Origin of the sequence: Variovorax sp. N23 (assembly GCF_025486315.1) — a bacterium.
In the GTDB taxonomy this organism is placed as follows: domain Bacteria; phylum Pseudomonadota; class Gammaproteobacteria; order Burkholderiales; family Burkholderiaceae_C; genus Variovorax.
Window position 1 is genome coordinate 1 of record NZ_JAOOPY010000003.1, and the last position, 20,932, is coordinate 20,932.

22 protein-coding genes and 2 pseudogenes are annotated in these 20,932 nt (G+C 67.1%); 18 read left to right on the forward strand and 6 right to left on the reverse strand.

The window, feature by feature from the left end:
• Together N8A90_RS25390 and N8A90_RS05215 are read right to left on the reverse strand one after the other, a co-directional pair.
• Positions 1–78, reverse strand: a pseudogene (locus N8A90_RS25390) (cysteine dioxygenase); the annotation flags it as partial.
• Between the two features lie 13 nt (positions 79–91).
• The gene (locus N8A90_RS05215; protein ID WP_262073605.1) at positions 92–1,327 is read right to left on the reverse strand and encodes an acyl-CoA dehydrogenase family protein; all 1,236 of its coding nucleotides are present in this window, start codon (positions 1,325–1,327) and stop codon (positions 92–94) included.
• A gap of 136 nt (positions 1,328–1,463) precedes the next feature.
• On the opposite strand from N8A90_RS05215, the gene N8A90_RS05220 reads away from it, so the two are divergent.
• From N8A90_RS05220 to N8A90_RS05255, 8 genes are read left to right on the forward strand one after another with little or no spacing between them, the layout of a single operon-like run.
• Complete coding sequence (locus tag N8A90_RS05220; protein ID WP_262073606.1) at positions 1,464–2,510, forward strand: ABC transporter substrate-binding protein; 1,047 nt, start codon at positions 1,464–1,466, stop codon at positions 2,508–2,510.
• A gap of 31 nt (positions 2,511–2,541) precedes the next feature.
• A complete protein-coding gene (locus N8A90_RS05225; protein ID WP_262073608.1) occupies positions 2,542–3,654 on the forward strand; it encodes an LLM class flavin-dependent oxidoreductase in 1,113 nt (370 codons plus the stop codon).
• Complete coding sequence (locus N8A90_RS05230; RefSeq protein WP_262073609.1) at positions 3,651–4,469, forward strand: class II aldolase/adducin family protein; 819 nt, start codon at positions 3,651–3,653, stop codon at positions 4,467–4,469. Before N8A90_RS05225 ends, N8A90_RS05230 begins: the two co-directional genes overlap by 4 nt.
• A 17-nt stretch (positions 4,470–4,486) precedes the next feature.
• Positions 4,487–5,485 carry an ABC transporter substrate-binding protein gene (locus tag N8A90_RS05235; RefSeq protein ID WP_262073610.1) on the forward strand — a complete coding sequence of 333 codons (999 nt, stop codon included), beginning with the start codon at positions 4,487–4,489 and terminating at the stop codon, positions 5,483–5,485.
• Positions 5,482–6,564: an ABC transporter permease gene (locus N8A90_RS05240; protein WP_262073611.1), complete on the forward strand. Its 1,083-nt coding sequence runs from the start codon at positions 5,482–5,484 to the stop codon at positions 6,562–6,564. Before N8A90_RS05235 ends, N8A90_RS05240 begins: the two co-directional genes overlap by 4 nt.
• Positions 6,558–7,364, forward strand: coding sequence for an ABC transporter ATP-binding protein (locus tag N8A90_RS05245; protein ID WP_262073612.1), 807 nt, complete (start codon positions 6,558–6,560; stop codon positions 7,362–7,364). Before N8A90_RS05240 ends, N8A90_RS05245 begins: the two co-directional genes overlap by 7 nt.
• Before the next feature lie 41 nt (positions 7,365–7,405).
• Positions 7,406–8,530, forward strand: coding sequence for a c-type cytochrome (locus tag N8A90_RS05250; protein ID WP_262073989.1), 1,125 nt, complete (start codon positions 7,406–7,408; stop codon positions 8,528–8,530).
• 25 nt (positions 8,531–8,555) lie between these two features.
• Entirely contained in the window at positions 8,556–9,512 is a 957-nt protein-coding gene (locus N8A90_RS05255; RefSeq protein ID WP_262073613.1) for an ABC transporter substrate-binding protein, read from the forward strand.
• Between the two features lie 32 nt (positions 9,513–9,544).
• Here N8A90_RS05255 and N8A90_RS05260 read toward each other — a convergent pair whose 3' ends face one another.
• Complete coding sequence (locus N8A90_RS05260) at positions 9,545–10,525, reverse strand: CysB family HTH-type transcriptional regulator (protein WP_262073614.1); 981 nt, start codon at positions 10,523–10,525, stop codon at positions 9,545–9,547.
• A gap of 126 nt (positions 10,526–10,651) precedes the next feature.
• The gene (locus tag N8A90_RS05265; protein ID WP_262073615.1) at positions 10,652–11,476 is read right to left on the reverse strand and encodes a MetQ/NlpA family ABC transporter substrate-binding protein; all 825 of its coding nucleotides are present in this window, start codon (positions 11,474–11,476) and stop codon (positions 10,652–10,654) included.
• Positions 11,477–11,695: 219 nt separating this feature from the next.
• On the opposite strand from N8A90_RS05265, the gene N8A90_RS05270 reads away from it, so the two are divergent.
• Genes N8A90_RS05270 through N8A90_RS05300 form a run of 7 tightly spaced genes read left to right on the forward strand, consistent with a single transcriptional unit; the run spans position 11,696 to position 17,997 of the window.
• Positions 11,696–12,607: a TauD/TfdA dioxygenase family protein gene (locus N8A90_RS05270; protein ID WP_262073616.1), complete on the forward strand. Its 912-nt coding sequence runs from the start codon at positions 11,696–11,698 to the stop codon at positions 12,605–12,607.
• A 1-nt stretch (position 12,608) separates the two neighbouring features.
• On the forward strand, positions 12,609–13,619 hold the full coding sequence (locus N8A90_RS05275) for an ABC transporter substrate-binding protein (protein ID WP_262073617.1): 1,011 nt from the start codon (positions 12,609–12,611) through the stop codon (positions 13,617–13,619).
• Position 13,620: 1 nt separating this feature from the next.
• Positions 13,621–14,622, forward strand: a complete 1,002-nt coding sequence (locus tag N8A90_RS05280; protein WP_262073618.1) for an ABC transporter substrate-binding protein — start codon at positions 13,621–13,623, stop codon at positions 14,620–14,622.
• Complete coding sequence (locus tag N8A90_RS05285) at positions 14,622–15,533, forward strand: ABC transporter ATP-binding protein (RefSeq protein ID WP_262073619.1); 912 nt, start codon at positions 14,622–14,624, stop codon at positions 15,531–15,533. Before N8A90_RS05280 ends, N8A90_RS05285 begins: the two co-directional genes overlap by 1 nt.
• Positions 15,530–16,402 (forward strand): ABC transporter permease, encoded by an 873-nt coding sequence (locus tag N8A90_RS05290; RefSeq protein WP_262073621.1) that lies wholly within the window; start codon positions 15,530–15,532, stop codon positions 16,400–16,402. Before N8A90_RS05285 ends, N8A90_RS05290 begins: the two co-directional genes overlap by 4 nt.
• 52 nt (positions 16,403–16,454) lie before the next feature.
• Positions 16,455–17,738: an O-acetylhomoserine aminocarboxypropyltransferase/cysteine synthase family protein gene (locus N8A90_RS05295; RefSeq protein ID WP_262073622.1), complete on the forward strand. Its 1,284-nt coding sequence runs from the start codon at positions 16,455–16,457 to the stop codon at positions 17,736–17,738.
• A gap of 43 nt (positions 17,739–17,781) precedes the next feature.
• The gene (locus N8A90_RS05300; RefSeq protein WP_183026473.1) at positions 17,782–17,997 is read left to right on the forward strand and encodes a molybdopterin-binding protein; all 216 of its coding nucleotides are present in this window, start codon (positions 17,782–17,784) and stop codon (positions 17,995–17,997) included.
• 32 nt (positions 17,998–18,029) lie between these two features.
• On the opposite strand, the pseudogene N8A90_RS05305 reads toward N8A90_RS05300, so the two are convergent.
• Positions 18,030–18,172 (reverse strand): annotated as a pseudogene (locus tag N8A90_RS05305) (phage integrase N-terminal SAM-like domain-containing protein); the annotation flags it as partial.
• Between the two features lie 479 nt (positions 18,173–18,651).
• Here N8A90_RS05305 and N8A90_RS05310 point away from each other — a divergent pair.
• The 3 genes from N8A90_RS05310 to N8A90_RS05320 all read left to right on the forward strand — a co-directional run bounded on the left by N8A90_RS05310 (position 18,652) and on the right by N8A90_RS05320 (position 20,043).
• Positions 18,652–19,215 (forward strand): hypothetical protein, encoded by a 564-nt coding sequence (locus N8A90_RS05310; RefSeq protein ID WP_262073623.1) that lies wholly within the window; start codon positions 18,652–18,654, stop codon positions 19,213–19,215.
• Between the two features lie 83 nt (positions 19,216–19,298).
• Entirely contained in the window at positions 19,299–19,502 is a 204-nt protein-coding gene (locus tag N8A90_RS05315; protein ID WP_262073624.1) for a hypothetical protein, read from the forward strand.
• Positions 19,503–19,668: 166 nt separating this feature from the next.
• A complete protein-coding gene (locus N8A90_RS05320; protein WP_262073625.1) occupies positions 19,669–20,043 on the forward strand; it encodes a nuclear transport factor 2 family protein in 375 nt (124 codons plus the stop codon).
• Between the two features lie 29 nt (positions 20,044–20,072).
• On the opposite strand, the gene N8A90_RS05325 is transcribed toward N8A90_RS05320, so the two are convergent.
• Positions 20,073–20,615 carry a cysteine hydrolase family protein gene (locus N8A90_RS05325; protein ID WP_262073626.1) on the reverse strand — a complete coding sequence of 181 codons (543 nt, stop codon included), beginning with the start codon at positions 20,613–20,615 and terminating at the stop codon, positions 20,073–20,075.
• Positions 20,616–20,932 lie beyond the last annotated feature (317 nt).

Sequence of the window (20,932 nt, forward strand, 5' to 3'; positions counted from 1 at the left end):
GGCGGAGCGGTCCCACAGGTTGGGCAGCAGGGCGTTCGAATAGCCGGAGACGAAGGGCTTGCGCCCGCCTTCGGCCGTCATCCGCGGTCTCTCATCCCAACGCGGCCTTGCCCGCCGCCACCAGGATCGCATCGTTCTGCGGCGTGTGGATGCGGCTGCACAGCACGTCCCGGTGGTGGCGTTCCAGCGGGTTCTGGCGCGACAGGCCGTGGTTGCCGCTGAGCTGCAGGGCGATCTCCACGGCGCGGATCGCGTTCGCCGTCACGCTGTACTTCAGCAAGCCGCTGTCGGTGGCCGACGGCGTGCGGCCGTCATCGACCTCGGCGCTGGCCTGATCCAGCAGCACACGGTTGGTGCGCAGCAGCGCCTGGATCTCGCCGACCTGTTCCTGCATCCGCGGCAGGCTGGCCAACGGCGCGCCGAGGCTGCCCGGCGCGCGCGCCTGCAGGAAGCCGAGCAGCCAGGCCTCTGCCGCCTGCGCGACGGCGTCGTAAAGCGAGCCGAGCAGGACGACCATCCAGGCCTGCTGCTGGGCGTAGGCGTCGGCATCTGCCGGCGTACCGTTGCCGGGAATCCATTCCTCCGGTGCGCGCAGGTCGGCCGCGTGGTCGAGCGGGATCTTCACGTCCTCGAACACCACCTCGTGGCTGCCCGACGCGCGCAGGCCCAGGTGGTCCCAGCTCTCGATCACCCGAATGCCGGGCGTGTCGCGCGGCACCAGGAAGACGCCGACCTGCGGCACCGGCTCGTCCGTGCGGCCCCACACCGACAGCCAGCGCAGCCCCTCGATGCCGGTGGTGTAGAGCTTGTGGCCGTTGATGGTCCAGCCCTCCGCGGTGCGCGTGCCCACGGTGCCCGGCAGGCCACCGCGCGCGGGCGAACCGAGCGCCGGTTCCACGCGCAGCGCATTGATGAGCGCCCCGTGCGCCGCCGTGTCGCGCGCCACGCGTTCGCGCAGTTGGCGCGGCCAGCGGCTGTCGGCGCGGCCGATCGCCTGGTGCTGCAGGTAGGTCATGGTCAGGATCAGCGCCGTTGCCGGCTCGCCGCGCGCCACGGCGCTGATCACCCGTCGCGCCTCGGCCAGCGTGGCGCCGCGCCCACCGTGGGCGAAGGGCACGGTGAGCCCGACGAGGCCGTGGCGCTGCAGCGTCGCGAAGTTGTCGCGAGGGAAGCGGCCGGCCCGGTCGTGGTCGGCCGCCGTCGCGGCGAACTGTGCGCTGAGCCGGGCGAGCAGGGCGTCGTCGATGCGGGGCGGGGCGTCGGCCCTGGGAGAGGGCGCCTGGAAGGCAGGCACGGGCACGGGTCGGTCGAGGGCGATGGAAGGCATGGACGCAACCATAGGGTGGCTTCCGCCGCCGGCCAACAAAGTTTCTCGCCTATCGATGTGCGTTTTTCTGCGTTGGATTTCGGTGCCCTGCGGCTTACGGTCTCGGTCCTGTCATTCATCGACGCGAGGAACCTTCATGCCTTCCCATCCCACCGACGCCTGGTCGCGCCGCACCTGGCTGCAGGGTGCCGCCGCCACCACGATCGGCGCCAGCCTGCCGTTTGCCGTGCAGGCCGCGAACGCCGCGCCGTCGGCAGCGCCTGCTGCCACCGACCTCTCGGGCCTGACCTTGCGCGTGGCCGTCTACAAGGGCGTGTGGCGTCCGCTGCTGCAGGCGGCCGGCGAAGCCAACACGCCCTACAAGATCGACTGGCGCGAGCTCAACAACGGCGTGCTGCACATCGAGGCGATCAACGGCGATGCGCTCGACATCGGCTCGGGCAGCGAGATCCCCGCGACCTTCGCGGCGCGGCAGAAGGCCAACGTGCGCTTCATCGCCGCCTCGCATGAGGACCTGAACAACCAGGTCACGCTGGCGCGCAAGGACGCGCCCATCCACAAGATCGCCGACCTCAAGGGCAAGCGGGTGGGCTACGTGCGTGCCACCACGGCGCACTACTTCCTGAGCAAGCAGCTCGCCGAGGCCGGCCTCGGCTTCGACGACATCCAGGCGGTGAACCTCACGCCGGCGGACGGCCTGTCGGCCTTCGCGCGGGGCGACCTCGATGCCTGGGCCATCTATGGCTACAACGGCCAGATCGCACGCACCCAGTACGGCGCCCGCACGATCAAGACCGGCAAGGGCTACCTGTCGGGCAACTTCCCCGTCTACGCCAACCCGCGGGCCATCGACGACCCGCGCCGCCACGCGGCCATCACCGACTACCTGCTGCGCGTGCAGCGCGCCTACGCCTGGGCCAACCGCAACTACCTGGCGTATGCCAAGGCGCAGTCGGCCGAGACCCGCGTGCCGGTGGGCGACCTGGTCGAACTCTTCAACGGCCGCAGCGACGACTACGCGCTCGGCCCGGTGACCGAGACGATCGTGCGCAGCCATCAGGAGGTGGCCGACACCTTCCAGCGCCTGGGCGTGCTCGACGGCCCGGCCAACGTCGCCCCCTTCTGGGACCGCAGCTTCGACCGCGCGCTGGCCGCCGGTGCGCGCGGCCTCTCTGCCGCCTGACCCTTTCTTGAATCCATTGCAAGGACACCCCATGAGCCAAGACAGCCCCATCGAATTCATCGGAATGATCCAGAGCCAGAAGGTCTCGGAGATCCATCCGGCCAAAGGACCGGCGATCGATCGCGACTACGTGCGCGCCTTTGCGCAGGCCCACGAGCAGGCCGGCTTCGACCGCATCCTGGTGCCGCACCATTCGACCAGCCCCGATGCGACGCTGACCGTCGCCTACGCCGCCTCGGTCACCGAGCGCATCCACTTCATGCTGGCCCACCGACCCGGCTTCGTAGCGCCCACGCTGGCGGCGCGGCAGTTCGCGTCGCTCGACCAGTTCAGCGGCGGCCGGCTGGCGGTGCACTACATCTCGGGCGGTTCCGACGAGGAGCAGCGGCGCGACGGCGACTGGCTCGACCACGACCAGCGCTACGCGCGCACCGACGAATACCTCGAGGTGCTGCGCAAGGTGTGGACGGCCGACAAGCCCTTCGACCACCTGGGCACGCACTACCACGCCGAGAAGGCCTTCTCGGAAGTGAAGCCGGTGCAGACCCTGAACGGCAAGCCGCATGTGCCGGTGTATTTCGGCGGCGCCTCGGCGGCTGCCATTCCCGTAGCGGGCAAGCACGCGGACGTATATGCGCTGTGGGGCGAGTCGCTCGATCAGGTGCGCGAACTCACCGGCCGTGTGCGGGCCGAGGCGGCCAAGCACGGCCGCAGCGTCCGCTTCTCGGTGTCGTTCCGCCCGATCCTGGCCGAGACCGAGGCAGCCGCGTGGGCGCGCGCCGATGGCATCCTCGCCGAGACTAAGCGTCTGCGCGTCGTGCAGGGCTTCGGTCGCGGCGGGCCGCAGCAAAGCGAGGGCGCCAAGCGCCTGCTGGCTGCCGCGGAAAAGGGCACCCGGCTCGACAAGCTGTTGTGGACGGCCGTTGCACAGGAGATCGGCGGCCGCTCCAACAGCACCGCGCTGGTCGGCACACCCGAGCAGGTGGCCGACGCGCTGCTCGACTACTACGACCTCGGCGTGACCACCTTCCTCATCCGCGGCTTCGATCCGCTGGAAGACGCCCTCGACTACGGACGAGAACTCATCCCGCGCACACATGCGCTGGTGGCCGAACGCATCGCCGCGAAAAGGAAGGTGGCATGAGCGCCGTTCTGTCCATCGACCGAAAGTCGCCACTCGCGCTCAACCCGAACCCGAAGCAGAAGTTCTGGTTCGACCCACCCCCGCGGCGCACCAGCGTGGAGGCCGAGCGGCGCCACCGCCAGGAACGCCTGGCCGGCGCCTTCCGCCTGTTCGCGCGCTTCGGCTTCGCGCAAGGCCTGGCTGGCCACATCACGGCACGCGACCCCGAGCTGACGGACCATTTCTGGGTCAACCCGCTGGGCGTGCACTTCTCGCGCATCAAGGTGTCGGACCTGCTGCTGGTCAACGCGCGCGGCGAGACGGTGATCGGCGACCGGCCGCTCAACAAGGCCGCCTTCGCGATCCATGCGGCCATCCACGAGCACAACCCGAAGATCATCGCCGCGGCCCACACGCACTCGACCTACGGCAAGGCCTGGTCGACGCTCGGCCGCAAGCTCGATACGCTGACGCAGGACGCCTGCGTGTTCCACGGCGACGTGGCGCTGTTCGACGACTTCACCGGCATGGTGGTCGACGGCAGCGAAGGCGAGCGCATCGCGCGGGCGCTGGGCGACGGCAAGGGCGCGATCCTGAAGAACCACGGCATCCTGACCGCCGGCCCGACGGTCGAGGCCGCCGCCTGGTGGTACATCGCGCTCGACAACGCCTGCCATACGCAACTGCTGGCCGAAGCCGCTGGCACGCCGCAGCCGATCGACGAAGCGACCGCGCAGCACACGCACGGCCAGATCGGTGGCCCCGAAGGCGCGCTGCATTCCTTCGAGAGCCTGTACGAAGGCTTAGTCGAAGCCGAACCCGAACTGCTCGATTGACCACGCCCGAGGAAACCATGAACACGCCCTTCTCCCGCCGCAACGTGCTGCGTGCCGGCAGCGCCGCCGCCATCGTCGCTTCCAGCGGCCTCATCGCCTCGCGCGCCTGGTCGCAGCAACGCAAGCTGACCTTCGCCTGGAACGCGTCGGCCTTCTGCCTGTCGCCCGTGGTGGTCGCGCAGGAGCGCGGCTACTTCGAGAAGAACGGCCTGCAGGTCGACCTGATCAACTACACCGGCTCGACCGACCAGCTGCTGGAGTCGCTAGCGACCGCCAAGGCCGACGCTGCGGTCGGGATGATCCACCGCTGGCTCAAGCCGCTCGAGTCGGGCTTCGACGTGAAGATCGTCGGCAGCTCGCACGGCGGCTGCGTGCGCCTGGTGGGCGTGAAGGAGGCCGGCATCACCAACCTGCAGAAGCTCAAGGGCACGACCATCGGCGTGTCGGACATCGCGAGCCCGGGCAAGAACTTCTTCTCGATCCTCCTCAAGAAGAACGGCATCGACGCCGACAAGGACGTGACCTGGCGCCAGTACCCGGCCGACCTGCTGGACATCGCCGTCAACAAGGGCGAGATCCAGGCGATCGCCGATGGGGACCCGACGCTCTACCTGATCGAGAAGCGCAACAAGGGCCGCTTCGTCGAGCTCGCGACCAATCTGTCGGGCGAGTACAAGGACAAGGTCTGCTGCATCGTCGGTGCGCGCGGCGAGCTGGTGCGCAAGGACAAGCCGACCGTCGCGGCGCTCGTCCGCTCGATCGTGCAGGCCTCCGACTTCGTCGCGGAGAACCCCAACGAGTCGGCCAAGCTCTTCGCCAAGTACTCGCCCAAGGTGGCGGTGGAAGACCTGCAGGCGCTGCTGGGCACGCTGACGCACGGGCATCACCCGACGGGCAAGAGCCTGCGCGACGAGGTCGAGTTCTATGCGCGCGACTTCAAATCGGTCGGCGTGCTGAAGGCCTCGACCGATCCGGTGAAGCTGGCCAACCACGTGTCGGTGGACGTGCTCGCATGACGACCGCGGACCAGGTCCTGGGACACCGGCTCGAGCGGCCTGGTGTTCCGCCCGCCCGCGCCGTTGCGGCGACCGCGCCGCGCACGGCGGCGTTGCCGGCCTCGCTGCAGGACGTCGCCGTCACCGGCCTCTGGCGTACTGGGCTGGTGGCCGCCGTCGCGTGGCTGGCGCTGGGTGCGCTTACGCTCTATTGGCCCAACAAGGAAGTCGGCTTCAGCGACTGGGCCTTCACGACCGAGCTCGGCGTGGCCGTGCTGGTTGTCGGCGTGTTGCTGCTCGTCGTCGCCGTCCTCGGCGCCAACGCGGGCCGCGTCGGCCGCACGCTGCGGCCCGCCGGTCAATGGCTGATCGCCGCGCCGCTGCTGCTGGCGCTGTGGGAAACGCTGACGGCCAAACTCGGCGCGCTGCCGCCGCCTTTCTTCGCGCCGCCGCAAAGCCTGATCGATGTGGCCTACGAAGACTGGGCGCGGCTGGGCCTGTCGACCGCGCATTCGCTGCGGCTGCTGGCGCATGGCTTCGTGCTTGGCGCTTTGGTGGGTTTCGGCACGGGTGTGTGGATCGGCTGGTCGCGCGTCGCTGGCTACTGGGTGCATCCGGTGCTGCGCTTCCTCGGCCCGGTGCCGGCATCGGCTTTGCTGCCGCTGGCCTTCTTCTTCGCGCCGTCCAGCTATGCGGCGGCGGTGTTCCTGGTGGGCCTGGCCACCTTCTTCCCGGTGGCAGTGCTCACCTGGTCGGGCGTGGCGTCGGTCCACAAGAGCTACTACGACGTGGCGCGCACGCTCGGTGCGTCGGAGTGGTTCCTGGTGCTGCGCGTGGCCGTTCCCGCGGCGCTGCCGCAGGTCTTCGTCGGGCTCTTCATGGGCTTGGGCGCTTCATTCTCGGTACTGGTCACAGCCGAGATGATGGGCGTGAAGGCCGGGCTCGGCTGGTACCTGCAGTGGGCGCAGGGCTGGGCGGCCTACGCGAACATGTACGCGGCGCTGCTGGTGATGGCGGTGCTGTGCTCCGGGCTCATCACGCTGCTGTTCACGGTGCGCGATCGCGCGCTGTCGTGGCAGAAGGGGACGGTGAAATGGTGAGCGTCGCTGCCGTTCGAGCCGCTGCCGAGACGACCGCTTCGCACGGCGGCGCGCGCATCGACATCGAAGGTGTCAGCCACTGGTTCAAGCAGCAGGGCGGCGTGCTGCAAGTGCTCGACGGCATCGACCTGCAGGTGCAACCTGGCGAGTTCGTCGCGCTGCTCGGCCCCAGTGGATGCGGCAAGTCGACGCTGCTGCGGCTCGTCGCCGGCCTCGAGCCCGCCACCACGGGCCGCATCGCGCAGGACGGCGAACCGATCACCCGGCCCGACCCGTCGCGCATCGTCGTGTTCCAGGACCCGACGCTGTACCCCTGGCGCAACGTCTGGGACAACGTGGCGCTGGGCCTGCAGGCGCGCGGGTTGCTCAAGACGCAACGGTCGCGTGTCGACGATGCGCTTGCGCTGGTCGGCCTCACCGACTTCGCGAAGAGCTTTCCGCACCAGCTGTCGGGCGGCATGGCGCAGCGCGTAGCGCTGGCGCGTGCGTTGGTCAACGACCCGCAGCTGTTGGTGCTCGACGAGCCGCTGGGCAAGCTCGACTCGCTCACGCGCATCGCGATGCAGAGCGAGCTGGTCAACCTGTGGCAGCGCACTGGCTTCTCGGCGCTACTGGTGACGCACGACGTGGAGGAGGCGCTGTTCCTCGCCAACCGCGTGATCGTGCTGAGCGACCGGCCGGCGCGCATTGCGGCCGAGCTGGTGGTCGACCTGCCTTACCCGCGGCATCGCGGCCATCCACGTCTGGCGGAATTGCGCCACGAGGCATTGCGGCATCTCGGGCTGGATGCGACCTGGTGACGGGTGTGGGCGACGGCTGGCTCAACGCTCTGATTGGCTTGATGCAGGGCGCGCAGGTCGCGCTGCTGCAAACGCTCGCTGCGCTGGGCCTGCTCGATGCGAGCCATGGGCAACCGGCCTGGCCGTGGGCGCTCAAGCTGTCCGGCGAGAACCTGCTGATCGACGGTGGCCAGGCGCGACGGTTGGCCGGCAGCCTGGCCGTACTCGCGTTGGTTGTCGTCCTGTTGCTGTTGGCCATGGTCTGGCGCCGCCGACGCGTTGCCGTCCTCGTCGCCGTGCCCGTGCTGCTGCTGGCCGCACCCTGGCCCGACGCACGCGTGATCTGGGTCGCCGCGACGCCGGCGAGTTTTCACCGTTCGCCGAGCGGCTTCACGGTGCAGTCGATCGTGCAGGGCCGCGCGCTCTATGCGCAGCACTGCGTGGGCTGCCATGGTGCGGACGGGCGCGGGCAGGGGGCGTTGGCCGATGCCCGGTCGATGTCGCCGCCGAATCTCGCGGGCTCGCTCCTCTGGCGGCGCGCCGACGGCGATCTGCTGTGGCACGTGATGCACGGCATGCGCGCGCGTGACGGTGCGGTGACGATGCCGGCCTTCGGCGAACGCCTGCGCGACGACGAGGCCTGGGCGCTGATCGATTTCATGAAGGCGCAGGCGGCCGGCGAAACGCTGCGCACCACCGGCGTGTGGGCATGGCCTGCCGCGCTGCCCGATGCGGCGGTGCGTTGCGAGGGCCAATCGCCGCGACGCATCACAAGCTGGCGCGGGCAGCGCGTGCGTATCGTGGCGCCAGGCGATGCGCAAGCACCGCCGCTCGAAGACCCGCGGCTCGTGACCGTGCGGATTGCACCTGATGCGAAGTCCGCACCGCGCGACACGGACGGTTGCGTGGTCGACGCATCCGAAGCCGCAGACGCCTGGGCCGCCTTCGCGTTGGTCACCGGCACACCGTCGCTGGCGGGCACGACGCTGATCGCCGATCGCGACGGCTGGCTGCGCGCGCGCAGCCAGCCGGGCCAGGCCGGTTGGTCGGACGAGGACCTGCTGTGCCGCACCGATGCGGCGCCGCGCGCGGCGCAGCCCGTCGTTGTCGCCGACGGCCTGGGGGCGCTGATCGCCCGCATGGACGCCCAGCCAGTGCGCTTCGTCAAGGGCGGCTTCGTCCACTGAATCACTTGTTCCAAAGGAGAGATCCATGTCCCACCCATCACGTCGTCAATTCGTCGTACACACGCTCGGTGCGGGTGCCGCGCTGGCGCTGCCCGCCATCGGCCGCGCGCAGGCGCGTCCCGTTCTGAAGGCCGGCGATCAGAAGGGCGGCCTGCGCGCGCTGCTCGAGGCCGCCGGGGCGCTCGACGGCGTCGGCTACGACATCCAGTGGTCGGAATTCCCCGCTGCCGCGCCGTTGGCCGAGGCGCTCAACGCGGGCGCGGTCGACTCCGGCCCGATCGGCGATGCGCCGTTGATCTTCGCGCTGGCGGCCGGCACGCGCGTGAAGGCGATCGGTGCCAATCGGTCGGACGCCTACGGCACGGCGGTGCTGGTGCGGCCCGATTCGGCGTTGAAGACGGCGGCCGACCTGAAGGGCAAGAGCATCGCGACCAACCGCGGCTCGATCGGCCACTACGTCACGCTCAAGGCGATCACGCGCGCCGGCCTGAAACCGGAAGACGTGAACCTGCGCTTCCTCGCGCCGGCCGACGCCAAGCTCGCGCTCACGCAGGGTTCGGTCGATGCCTGGGCCACCTGGGAGCCGTACACCGCGCTGGCCGAGGTGAGTGGCCATGCGCGCGTGCTGGTGAGCGGGCGCGAGCTGCTACCAGGGTTGAGCTACCTGGCGGCCACCGACGCGGCCATCGCATCGAAGCGCCCGGTGCTGCAGGACTTCTTGCAGCGCGTGGTGCGTGCGCAGGACTGGTCGAACCGCAACGTCGACACCTACTCGGCAGCGCTGGCCCGCATCATCGGTATTCCGGCCGAGGCGGCGAAGCTGCAGTTCGCGCGGCGGCAGCAGAAGTGGGTGCCGATCGATGCGCAGGTCGTGGCCGACCAGCAAGGCACGGCGGACTTCTATCGGCAGGTCGGACTGATCAAGCAGCCGCTCGACGTGAAGGGGACCTTCGACACCGGCTTCGCCCTCACGGCGGGTTGAGGGCCTGACGGCAGGCGTCATCCAGCCGTCCGTCAGTGCACGGCCGGCGCGCCTTCGATGCGCTGCGGTGCCGGGCGGACAGATCCGGTCGCAGGCTCGACGTCGAGTGCGGCCTCCACCACGCCACGCGTCAGCGTCGGCGCGAACGATTCGATGAAGGCATATACGTATCCGCGCAGGTAGCTGCCGCGGCGTACCGCCAGCTTGGTCGTGTTGATGCCGAACAGCGCACCGGCGTCCACCGCGCGCAACTGCGTGTCGCGCTCGGCCTCGTAGGCCACGCCGGCGACGATGCCCACCCCCATGCCCAGCTGCACGTAGGTCTTGATGACGTCGGCGTCCATGGCCGTCAGCACGATCTGTGGCGCGAGGCCCGATTCCTCGAAGGCGGCGTCGATGCGCGTGCGGCCGGTGAAGCCGGTGTCGTAGGTGATGAGCGGATAGCGCGCCAATGCCTCCAGCGTCAGCGGTCCATCGAGCAGCGCATGCCCGGGCGGCACGATCACCGAATGCGTCCAGCGGTAGCAGGGCAGGGCGACGAGTTGCGGGTAGTCGCCCAGCGCCTCGGTGGCGATGCCGACTTCGGCTTCACCATCGAGCAGCATCTGCGCGATCTGCTTGGGTGAGCCCTGGTGCAGGTGCAGCTTGACGCCGGGAAACAGCGCCCGGAATTCCTGTACCGCGAGCGGCATCGCATAGCGAGCCTGCGAATGCGTGGCGGCTACGGAGAGTTGTCCGTCCTGCTGGCCCGCGAATTCCTGGCCTGCCTGACGCAGGTTGTGGCTCTCCAGCAGCACGCGCTCGATGATCGGCAGCAGGTGGCTGCCCGGCGAGGTGAGGCCGGTCAGGCGCTTGCCGGCTCGTGCAAAAAGCGAAACACCGAGTTCCTCTTCCAGCTCGCGGATCTGTCGGCTGACGCCCGGTTGGGACGTATGAAGCGCGTGCGCGGCTTCGGTGAGGTTGAAGCCGCAGCGCACCGCCTCGCGCACCGAGCGCAGTTGTTGGAAGTTCATGTTGTTCTTGGGCGTGGTAGCAAGGCCGGCCATTCTCTGGCGCAGCCCGCATGACGCGAACAACCGTTTTCTTCCTTCTTAATGAAGCAATCGTCTATGGACGACCAAACGGCCCGCTGCGAACGGTCAGAACGCTGGGACCAGTGCGCCGTTGAACTTCGTCTCGATGAACTGCTTGACCTCGGCCGACTGGTAGGCGGCCACCAGCTTCCTGGCCCAAGGTTGGTCCTTGTCGACGCGGCGCACCGCGATCAGGTTGGCGTACGGGCCCTTGGGCGATTCCTTGAGGATCGCGTCCTTGTTGAAGGACAGCCCCGACTTCTCGGCGTAGTCGTTGTTGATGGAGGCGATCGTCAGGTCGTCGAGCGAACGCGGCAGTTGCGCGGCGTCGAGGGCCACCAGCTTGATCTTCTTCGGATTGGCCACCACGTCGAGCGGCGTCGCGGTGTTGTTCTTCACCGCCTCGGGCTTGAGCGAGACGAGGCCCGCCGACTGCAGCAGCAACAAGGAGCGGTTGCCGTTCGACGGGTCGTTCTGGATACCGACCGTGGCGCCTTCTGGCAGGTCATCGATGCGCTTGAGCTTGCGTGAATAGAAGCCCAGCGGCGCGGTGATGGTCAGGCCGACCGGCACGATGTCGAAGCCGCGCGACTTGGTCTGGTTGTCGAGAAAAGGCTGGTGCTGGAAGGCGTTGGCGTCCAGGTCGCCGGCGGCCAGCGCCGCATTGGGCAACTGATAGTCGTTGAAGACGACCACGTCGATGGTGAGTCCGTCACGGGCCGCCACTTTCTTGACCACCTCGAAGATCTGTTCGGCATTGCCGACCGAGATGCCGACCTTGATGCGGGCCTTGTCCTGTGCATGGACCGGGGCGGCAAAGGTGCAGGCGGCTGCAAGGACGGAGTACAGCGCAAGCAGGGCACGGCGGCGGGGGAGGAGTGCGAAGGACATGAAATACCTGAGAAGCGGAGAGGAGCGCGACTGTGCATCGCCCCTCTCGCCCCGCCAACGAAGCAATCCGCATGACGATATGAGGCCGACGCGGGCGCACGGCGCACAGACGATTTCCGCATAAGCAAGCAACGAATCCGTCGTTCCTTGTTGGTTGCGTCTTCCCTAGAGTGACCGCACTGCCGCGCCATGTGGGCTGCGGCGTTCTCTTCATATCCCATGACCGAAGCCATCCTTTCCCGCGACGCCGTGCTCAGTGCCTGGCGCGATGCCCCGAGCCAGGCCTTCGAGGTTCGGCCCTTCGATGCACCCGTCGGTGCCGAAGTCATCGGCCTCGACATCGCCAAGCCCATCAACGACGCCGACTTCGCGCGCCTGCACCGTGCGCACCTCGACCACCACGTGGTGGTGTTCCGCGACCAGCGTGTCTCGCCCGACGACCACGTGGCCTTCAGCCGCCGCTTCGGCCCGCTGCAGATCCATGTGCTGCACCAGTTCCAGCTCAACGGCCACCCGGAGGTACTGATCGTCTCCAACATCAAGGAGAACGGCGAGCCCATCGGGCTGGGCGATGCAGGCGTGTATTGGCACTCGGACCTGTCGTACAAAGAGATCCCCAGCCTCGGCTCGCTGCTGCATGCGCAGGAGCTGCCGAGCGAAGGCGGCGACACGCTCTTCGCAGACCAGCACCTGGCGTGGGAGACGCTGCCGCCCGAGCTGCAGCAGCGCATCCTGCCGCTGAAGGCCGAGCACAGCTACCTCGCGAAGTACGAGGCGTTGCGTGCGAAGAACCCGTGGCGGCCGAAGCTCTCGCAGGCGCAAATCGACCAGGTGGCGCCTGCGGTGCAGCCGGTGGTGCGCACCCATCCGGAGACCGGCCGCAAGGCACTGTTCGTCAGCGAGCATTTCACGACCGGCATCGTCGGCCTGCCGAAAGAAGAGGGCGACGCACTGCTGGCCGAACTGTTCGCGCACAGCGTGAAGCCCGAGTTCGTGTATCGGCATCAATGGAAGCCGCATGACCTGGTGTTCTGGGACAACCGCTCGCTCATGCACCTGGCGGCCGGCACGCCCGACCACCTCCGCAGAAAACTGTTCCGAACCACCATCGAAGGCGATCGTCCTTTCTGACATGAACAAGCTCTATCGCAAAACGGCCGCGACCCTCGCCGGCCTGGGCCTCGCCATTTCCAGCCTCGCGGCGCATGCCGAAGGGCAGATCCGCATTGCTGAGCAGTTCGGCATCGTCTACCTGCTGCTCAACGTCGCGCAGGACCAGAAGCTGATCGAGAAGCACGCCAAGGCGGCGGGCATCGACGCCAAGGTCGAGTGGGTCAAGCTTTCGGGCGGTTCGGCGGTCAACGATGCGCTGCTGTCCGGCAACATCGAAATCGCCGGTGCCGGGGTCGGACCGCTGCTGACCATTTGGGACCGCACCAAGGGCCGCCAGAACGTGAAGGGCGTGGCCTCGCTCGGCAACTTCCCGTACTACCTGGTGAGCAACAACCCGGCCGTGAAGACCATCGCCGATTTCACCGAGAAGGACCGCATCGCGGTGCCCGCCGTCGGCGTGTCGGTGCAGTCGCGTGTGCTGCAGCTGGCCTCGGCCAAGCTGTGGGGCGACAAGGAATTCGCCAAGCTCGACAAGATCAGCGTGGCGGTGCCGCACCCCGATGCAGCCGCGGCCATCATCAAGGGCGGCACCGAGATCACGGGCCACTTCGGCAACCCGCCGTTCCAGGAGCAGGAGCTGGCCGGCAATCCGCAGGCGCACATCGTGCTGAACTCGTACCAGGTGCTCGGCGGCCCGGCATCGGCGACGGTGCTCTATGCCACCGAGAAATTCCGCGCCGAGAACCCGAAGACCTACCAGGCCTTCGTCGAGGCGCTGAACGAAGCCGCGCAGTTCGTCACCGCAAACCCCGAGAAGGCGGCCGACATCTACATCAAGGTCAGCAACGCGAAGATCGACCGCGACCTGCTGCTGAAGATCATCAAGAACCCCGAGGTGCAGTTCAAGACCACGCCGCAGAACACCTACCAGCTGGCCGAGTTCATGCATCGCGTGGGCGCCATCAAGAACAAGCCGGCGTCGGTGAAGGACTACTTCTTCGACGACGCGCAGAACGCGCAAGGCAACTGACATGGCGGTCCGTTTTCTGAAGGGCGCCGTGGCCGTCCTCGTCGCCGCCGTGGCGCTGCAGGCCAACGCCGAAGGCAAGATCAGCATCGCGCAGCAGTTCGGCATCGGTTATCTGCTGCTCGACGTGGTGCGCGACCAGCAGCTCATCGAGAAGCACGGCAAGCAGCAGGGCGTGGACGTGCAGGTCGAATGGGCCAGCATCTCGGGCGCCACCGCGATGAACGAGGCGCTGCTGGCCGGCGCACTCGACGTGGTGTCGGCCGGCGTGCCGCCGATGCTCACGATGTGGGACCGCACCAAGGGCAGGCAGAACGTGAAGGCGGTGGCCGCGCTCGGCTCGCTGCCCAACTACCTGCTGAGCAACAGCCCGCGCGTGAAGACGCTCAAGGACCTGGGCGAGAAGGACCGCATCGCGGTGCCGGCCGCGGGCGTTGGCTTCCAGTCGCGCACGCTGCAGATCGAGACCGCGAAGCTGTTCGGCAAGGACGACTTCAAGCGCTTCGACACCATCTCGGTCAGCCTGCCGCATCCGGAGGCGACCGCGGCGCTGATCGCGGGCGGCTCGGAGATCAACACGCACTTCTCGAGCGCGCCCTTCTACTACCAGGCGCTGGACGCGAACAAGGCGATCCACAAGGTCATCAGCAGCTACGACATCCTCGGCGGGCCGGCGACCTTCAACGTGCTCTACACGACGCAGAAGTTCCACGACGAGAACCCGAAGACCTACAAGGCCTTCTATGCGGCGCTGGTCGAGGCGGCGCAGATCGTGAAGGCCGACAAGGCCAAGGCGGCGGACATCTTCATCCGTGTGCAGAAGTCCAAGCTCTCGCCCGAGCTGGTGCGCCGCATCATTGAAGACCCGGAAAATGACTTCACCGTGTCGCCGCATCGCAGCTACGTGTATGCCGACGAGCTGCACAAGCTCGGCGTGCTGAAGAACAAGGCGGTGTCGTGGAAGGTCTACTTCTTCGACGAGGCCTACGCGCAGCCGGGTTCGTGATGTCGAACCTCGGCTCTCATGCGCTGCGCGCTGCCCCGCCCGCTTCTTCGCAGTCGGCACTCGTTCCGCGACCGGGCCGGCCGCTCAACCGTCCGGGCCAGGTGTCTGCGGCATATTCACCCGACGCACCCGATTCGGCCTTGCTCCAGGTCGACGGCGTGAGCCTCGAGTACCGCACGCCGGAACGCGTGGTGCGTGCCACGCACCGCGTGAGCTTCGACGTGCATGCGGCCGATCGCTTCGTGCTGCTGGGCCCCTCGGGCTGCGGCAAGTCGACGCTGCTGAAGGCGGTGGGCGGCTTCATCGCGCCGGTGGAGGGCGAGATCCGGCTCGACGGGCACCGCGTGCGCGCACCAGGGCCGGACCGCATCGTCGTGTTCCAGGAATTCGACCAGTTGCCGCCGTGGAAGACGGTCAGACAGAACGTGATGTTCCCGCTGCTCGCGTCGAAGACGCTGGGCCGCAGGGAGGCCGAGGAGCGCGCGCTGCACTACCTGGCCAAGGTCGGCCTCGACAAGTTCGCCGATGTGCATCCGCACCAGCTCTCCGGCGGCATGAAGCAGCGCGTGGCCATCGCCCGTGCGCTGGCCATGCAGCCGCGCGTGCTGCTGATGGACGAGCCCTTCGCCGCGCTCGACGCGCTCACGCGCCGCAAGATGCAGGAAGAGTTGCTCGAGCTGTGGGACGAGGTGCGCTTCACGCTGCTCTTCGTCACGCACTCGATCGAAGAGGCGTTGGTGGTGGGCAACCGCATCGCCTTGCTGTCGCCGCACCCGGGGCGCATGCGCGCCGAGATCAACAGCCACGACTTCGGCCTGGGCAGCCTCGGCGGCGCCGAGTTCCAGGCGACAGCCACACGCATCCACGACATGCTGTTCGAGGAAGAAGTCGAGGAGGGCGCTGCGCCATGAGTTCATCGCTGACCCCGCCGATCCGGCCCGAATACGAGAACCGCCTCGAGCCCTTCACCGAGCTGCCGGTCGAGCGCGTGCTGCCCTTCGGAACGCGCCTGTGGTCGCAAGGCTGGCTGCGCAAGGGTGTGATCCTGGCCGTGCTCGCCGTGCTGTGGGAACTGGCCGCGCGCTGGCAGGACAACGACCTGCTGCTGCCCACCTTCATTGCGACCGCGCGGGCGCTTGTGGAGGGCCTGGCCAGCGGCGAGCTGGTCGAGAAGGTGCGCATCTCGCTGGCGGTGCTGCTGCAGGGCTACATCGCCGGCGTGCTGCTGGCCTTCGGCCTCACCACGCTGGCGGTGTCGACGCAGATCGGGCGCGACTTGCTGGACACGCTCACGTCGATGTTCAACCCGTTGCCGGCCATCGCGCTGCTGCCGCTGGCCTTGCTGTGGTTCGGCCTCGGGCGCGGAAGCCTGGTCTTCGTGCTGATTCATTCGGTGCTGTGGCCGCTGGCGCTCAACACCTACGCAGGCTTCCAGGGCGTGCCCGAGACGCTGCGCATGGCAGGCCGCAACTACGGCCTGCGTGGCTTGCGCTACGTGCTGCAGATCCTCGTGCCCGCGGCGTTGCCGGCCATCCTGTCGGGGCTCAAGATCGGCTGGGCCTTTGCCTGGCGCACGCTGATCGCGGCCGAACTCGTGTTCGGCGCCTCGTCGGGCAAGGGCGGGCTGGGTTGGTACATCTTCCAGAACCGCAACGAGCTTTACACCGACCGTGTGTTCGCCGGGCTCGCGCTCGTGGTGCTGATCGGCCTGGCGGTCGAGAGCTTCGGTTTCGCGACGCTGGAACGGCTCACGGTCCGCAAGTGGGGCCAACAGCGATAGCCGCACGGCGCGGAGCACCGATGCACGACGTCTTAATTTGAACGGAGAAGCTATGTCCAAGGACCGCTGGAAATTCGAAACGCTGTCGGTGCACGCCGGCTATTCGCCCGAGCCGACGACGCGCGCCGTGGCGCCACCGATTTACCAGACGGTGGCCTATGCCTTCGACAGCGCGCAGCACGGTGCCGACCTGTTCGACCTGAAGGTGCCGGGCAACATCTACACGCGCATCAACAACCCGACGCAGGACGTGCTCGAGCAGCGCGTGGCGGCGCTCGAAGGCGGCATTGCCGCGCTGGCGCTGGCGTCGGGGCAGGCGGCGGTGACCTATGCCATCCAGACCATCGCGGAGGCGGGCGACAACATCATCAGCAGCACGGCGCTCTACGGCGGTACGTACAACCTGTTCGCGCACACGCTGCCGCAGTTCGGCATCACGACGCGCTTCGCAGACCATCGCGACCCGAAGAGCTTCGACGAACTGTTCGACGAGAAGACCAAGGCCGTGTTCGTCGAATCGCTCGGCAACCCCGCCGGCAACGTGACCGACATCGCGGCCATCGCCGAGATCGCGCACCGCCATGGCGTGCCGCTGATCGTCGACAACACCGTGCCGTCGCCGTACCTGAGCCGGCCCATCGAGCACGGCGCCGACATCGTGGTGCATTCGCTCACCAAGTACCTGGGCGGCCACGGCACCAGCATCGGCGGCGCCATTGTCGATTCGGGCAAGTTCCCTTGGGCGAAGCACAAGGAGCGCTTCAAGCGGCTGAACGAGCCCGACCCGAGCTACCACGGCGTGGTCTACACCGAAGCGCTCGGCGCGGCGGCGTATATCGGCCGCGCGCGCGTGGTGCCCCTGCGCAACACCGGTGCCGCCATCTCGCCTTTCAACGCCTTCCTGATCCTGCAGGGCATCGAGACGCTGGCGCTGCGCATGGACCGCATCAGCAGCAACGCGCTGGCCGTGGCGCAGCATCTCAAGAAGAGCCCGGCCGTGAAGTGGGTCAACTATGCGGCGCTCGAGGACCATCCCGACCATGCGCTCGCGCAGAAGTATTTCGGCGGCCGGTCGAGCGGCGTGCTGACCTTCGGCATCGGCGCCGGCCGCGAGGGCGGGGCGAGATTCCTCGACGCGCTGCAGCTTTTCACCCGGCTCGTGAACATCGGCGACGTGCGTTCGCTCGCCACCCATCCCGCATCGACCACGCACCGCCAGCTGTCCCCCGCCGAACTGGCGCGCGCCGGCGTCACCGAAGACACGGTGCGCCTGTCCGTCGGCATCGAACACATCGACGACCTGCTCGCCGACCTCGACCAGGCGCTGGCCGCCTGAGCCTTTCCGCCATCCACTTTTTCATCCAACCGAAAGAAGCACCATGTCCATCCAAGCCATCAACGTCCGCAACCAGTTCAAGGGCAAGGTCAAGGAGATCATCCGCGGCGACGTCGTCTCCGAAGTCGACGTCGAGACGCCGTGGGGCATCGTGACCTCGGTCATCACCACCCGCTCGGTCGACGAGCTTCAGCTCAAGCCCGGCTCCGACGTGGTCGCGCTGGTGAAGTCGACGGAGGTGTCGATCGCGAAGCTGTGAGGCGCATGCTCGGGCGGCTGCGGCCCGTGTGCAGCCGACAGCGCCTGCCGATGCATCGAGGCCGACACCTTGCGCTCGGTGGCGAGCCAGCCGAGAAAGGCTTCCACTTCGCTGCTGTCCATTTCCGCCAAGTGTCGGATGTCGTGAAGCGGACGAAGGCGCGGAGCCAGTGAACACGCGACTACAACGGCGGCGACATCTGGGCCACGGGGGCTCGGACCGCACTGCTGCGCGGGCCGGGGGATGCATCAGGTTCCTTACATGGTCTGCCTGCGACTTGTCATTTATCGCTTGCCACGCGGTCGTTTGCAAGGCAAATTCGAGTTGGCACGGACATGCAGATTTTGCCGTCAGACCGGTGCTGCATGAATGAACAGTCAAGACGCCGCAGCGCCAGACTCCATGCAGGTTTCGACTGGTCGATAGGCTCGATGTTGTGGAGACACCCAGCAGTGTTACGCAGCGATCCTGTATTCCTATAGCCAAGTTAGCTGCCTTAAGTTCTGGACGATGATTACGCACTACTGCCGCTCTGCCAAAGCAGTCGCGAACATACTCGAATATGGGTTCGCTTGGGTTGCGAATCCACGCAGGCTCACCCATTTTCTAATGCCTCATCACGACTTCTCGTCGCGAGAGCCGCAGCAGTTCGGAATGGTCTCGTTCACCGATATTGAGCCTGCAGATGCTTCTGCGCATGCCGAGCAATTCGGACCCTTCGGAATCGTGATGACCGAGAAGTGGGCCAAGGCCCAGCAGGCGCAAAGGGTGATCTATGTTGACGAAGTAGGGCCCGTCTCGGACATGTGGTTGGCTCTCTTCATGAAGGCGTATGAAGATGTGAAAACATCTATCGGCGAATCAGAGGATTCCTTCCGAACGATGGCATATGAGAACAAAGTGATTGCTGGCCTCGTAGGAGCCGAAATCTGGCCATACCTCTTGCAACTCTACGAGTACATGGAGCCCGGGATCGTCGCCCACGAAAGAGAATGGAGAGTAGTAAACAAGGAGCCGATCTACTCGCTGAGCTCGTCGAAAACAGAGGCAATTGCGGCTGTGTCTCCGCCGCAGAACTGGGCGAAATACCTAAATGTTCTACACGCTCCCCGTGAGGGAGTTCGCGCTCTCGTTTGCCCATCGTCTTCGCGCGAGAAGGTGCTCGCTACCGTTCCGGAAGGGTTCAAGACTGTGCCCATCATCGAAACGATCGGCTAACCAATCCTTCAAGCGGAACCCCTACGGCGGCCCGCCTAAATCAAACGTTAGGCAGCGTCATCTACCCCCCCCGGAGTATCTCCATGAAAACTGCTAGCACCATCTTCGGCGTACTCTTGGCGCTCATTGGCATCGTTTGGATACTCCAAGGCCTGAACGTACTGCCGGGCAGCTTCATGACCGGCCAAATTCAATGGGCAGCATATGGCGCCATCGCCCTTGCCATCGGTTGCGTGCTGCTCTACGTGGGCCGCCGAGGTGGTCGTAAGCCTGGGGCTGGGCGTTGATGTGAGCGCCGTCGGAGTTATCAACCCCGTGCCTAACTGGGCGTTCAACGCGCAAGCCAACACTGGCCATGGCTTCACCATTTTTATGGCCCGTGTTGGTGCCCTCCGTGCTTCGCGCTCCGGCGCCGGTTAACTTTGGCGTTTGGCCGCACAAAACACACTGTCCGTGGACCGCCTCCTTCAAGAACTCCAAGCGCTCGAAGTCGAACTCCACCACCCTTGGGTTCGGTGCAGTCGTGAACGACTGGAGGAATTGCTGCACCCCGAGTTCCATGAGGTCGGCCGCTCTGGCCGCGCATACAGCCGCGAGACCATCGTCAACTTCCTGGCGGCACAGGAATCGCAGCCTGTCGTGGCGTCGGATGCGTTCTCGGTCTCTGAACTCAGTCCGGGGGTTGCCCTCCTCAACTATCGTTCGGCGCACGTTGAAAAAGGCAAGTCCTTGGTGAACCACACGCTCCGTTCATCCGTCTGGCTGCAGACAAACGCGGGTTGGCAACTGCGCTATCACCAAGGCACCGCAGCAGCGGAATCATGGTGAGCATCATCGTGCGCGGTGGGGACGGCCGGTCAGCCTCCGTCGAAGCGCAGGTTAGCCGCGCTCACTAGGCGAACGCGCGGACCGAAGCTTTCGATGTTGCTCAACGTGATGTTGTGGTGCGCGATGACTTGCGGCGCCGACAGCGCCGCGTTGCCGGCGGAGGTGTGCGCGTCCTCCACCAGCGTCACGGGGTAGCCCAGCGCGAGGGCGCGACGCGTCGTGGTGTCGACGCAGAACTCCGTGTGCATGCCGCAGATCACGAGTTCGTCGATGCTGTGCTGCTGCAGCACCTCTTGCAGCGTCGTGCGGTGGAAGGAATCGGCGGCGGTCTTGCGCAGGCGCAGGTCGGTCGGCAGCGCTTCGAGACCGTGTGCCAACTGCCAGGCGGCGCTGCCATGTTCGAGATAACCGCCGCCCGACTCGTGCTGGATGAAGATCACCGGACGGCCCGCGGCGCGGGCCTTGGCGGTCACCTGGTTGATGCGATCGATGGTTGGCGCTGCCTCGAAGGCGGCGCTGTCGCCCTCGCACAGGCCCTGTTGGACATCGATGACGAGGATGGCGGTGTTCATGCCGCCGAGTATCGCAAAGCGCCGATTCAGTCGATGAGCAGGGGCGGCCGGCGGATTTCCACCGTGCCGCGGTTGGCATCGACGCCCATGCCGTAGAGGCCGGCCTGCCACCGGCTGGGCTTCGAGCCGGAAGGTGGCCTGCGTGGCCGGCGACCTGGTACAGGTGGCGAATGAATTCGGCCTGTGTGCGGCGCAGGAAAGCCTGGTGCAGTTCGCCGGCGGCGCAGCGCTTTCTCGATGCGCTGCCGCAGGTGCCGGGCGCCGTCGGCCGTCGCCGGGTGGATGACGCAGCCAACGGCCTGGTTTCCCTGCAGGCT